Annotated in this window: 2 protein-coding genes and 1 pseudogene; 1 reads left to right on the top strand and 2 read right to left on the bottom strand. The window is 61.5% G+C overall.

Going from position 1 to position 1,881, the window contains the following annotated elements; genetic code table 11:
* Window positions 1–13: 13 nt before the first annotated feature.
* Window positions 14–133 (top strand): annotated as a pseudogene (locus H5U08_RS19950) (hypothetical protein); the annotation flags it as partial.
* Between the two features lie 16 nt (window positions 134–149).
* Here the strand turns inward: H5U08_RS19950 and H5U08_RS17350 are convergent.
* Window positions 150–935 (bottom strand): hypothetical protein, encoded by a 786-nt coding sequence (locus H5U08_RS17350; RefSeq protein ID WP_297035981.1) that lies wholly within the window; start codon window positions 933–935, stop codon window positions 150–152.
* Window positions 922–1,881: hypothetical protein (locus H5U08_RS17345; RefSeq protein WP_297035978.1), on the bottom strand; the 960-nt coding region annotated here is incomplete at its 5' end. The genes H5U08_RS17350 and H5U08_RS17345, both read right to left, overlap by 14 nt.

The following is a 1,881-nucleotide window of genomic DNA, read 5'->3' as shown; positions in this document are numbered from 1 at the left end:
GGGGCTTCCCCACGTGTCTGTGCTGGCGGCGGCCTACCGGTGCGGTGTGCCCGTTTACACGAGTTCCCCGGGAGATTCCACCATCGGGATGGTCGCTGCCGCTGAGCGATTCCGCGATTCCCAACTTGTCCTCGATCCGCTCGCCGATGTTAACGAGACGGCGGCCATTTATTACTGGTCGAAGCAGGAAGGACGCCGCTCGGCGGCACCGCCCATCCAATCACCCGCTCTGTCACGCAGGAAGGCCCCTTCGCACCGTGCGGATCGGAGTGACTTCCCGAAGAATCACCTTTGTCCGCCCCACGCCGTGCGTCCACTTGATTCTCCACCGGCTTCGGCTTCGACGAAGTGCCTGGTTTTACAATCGCCCACATAAGAAAATCGCCCGGGTAACGGAAAACCCGCGTGCCGTCGGGCAACGACCGTACCGGGGCTGCTGTGGCGAGCCGTTCCAACAGGCGCTGTTCCTCTGGACTCGGCGGTGTCTGGGGTAGGGCCAGCGTTTCCGATACAGCCACACACACTTCTTCTGCTTTTCGGCAGGCTTCCGCCTGGCTGCCCGAGATGGTGATGACGTTCAGATGACCCTGCTCCGTGCTGACCCGGATGCTGTCCCCGTCCCGTCCCGCCGACGTTTGCCCCGGCGTTATCGCAAGGTCACCGCTTATCGAGGAAGTCGCCGGGGCTGGCGATTCCCTCCACCACTGCATGACTTGCAGGCCGAAACTCAACCCGGCAGCCAGGATCAGAAAAGTCACCAGAAGCCGGGAAGTCCAATCGGTCATCTGTCGCGCCAGCTCGCCGAACGTCTTGATCCGACGCGACTTCGACGGTCCTCCGCCGAACGACGTTTGCATGCGCTCCCCGTGCCCGGCATCCCGACCGGCAGTCGTTTCAGGGGCAGGATTTCCCGTTTGAGGATCATCGGCGGCCATGATTTTGCAAACTCTGACGAAAGGTATCAAGTGTGTTCACCCATTGCTGCAACTGGGCAATTTCCGCCTGGATGGCCGCAATCTGACCCGGGGGAGGCGGGGGAACAGCGTTGAGCTGGTTGTTCAATTCCTGAATGACACTCTGGTAAAGGTTGATGTACGCGGTGGCCATCCGCTCGGCCAGAGAAGGCACATGGTTGACACGCGGTGGTCCCTGCTGAGGGCGAACTCCTCCGATACGGTCCAATAGTTTTTCCACCTCGTCGTGGGCCACATCAAGATCGGTCGTGCAAAACGAACCCACGCGCGGATGGAAGTCGGGTGAGCCGCCTCCGCGCCAGCCAAATCTCTGGGCATAAGCGGGAAATTCGGGATCGCGATCAAGAATCAACAGGGCAGGACGTTCCGGCATGCTGAGAATCGCCAGGGCCGCCTGGACGTACATCGCCAGATAATTTCCCCCCGCCGTGGGCAACTGGTAGAGGGCCGTCACGCGATGGGCCCAGTGGTCATGCCAGTGCTGGGGAAGCGACATCTGATGGTACTGCCAGCAATTGTCCAGCAACGGAGCCCTGGACCGAAGTTCGTACGGCCCGAGCGTGGGAAGCAAGGGAAAATCCCGCGACAAATCGGAAGATCCCCGACGAAATCCCCGTGTCGGATCCAGGAGCAGGGGATTGACCACGAAACTCCCCAATCTCGGACCTCGCGCCACCGGCAGATTGATGCGCGGATCATCCAGCACGGGAGCGTCGGCGTCCCCTCCACTTCCCAGACCGGCGTTTGTCGGCCAGTACTCAGGCCGCGGCGCCAGTGCGAGATTCCGCGGATGACGGCTCGCCCATACCGCATGCCGCGCCACGGCCAGCGACCGAACCCGCCATGCCGCGACCGTCCCAAAATTGATCATCAAAGCCATCATGAACAGGAAAAGGGGAATAGCGAT

This window comes from Thermogutta sp. (assembly GCF_014359955.1).
In the GTDB taxonomy this organism is placed as follows: domain Bacteria; phylum Planctomycetota; class Planctomycetia; order Pirellulales; family Thermoguttaceae; genus Thermogutta.
This window is presented reverse-complemented; position numbering and strand designations above follow the sequence as displayed.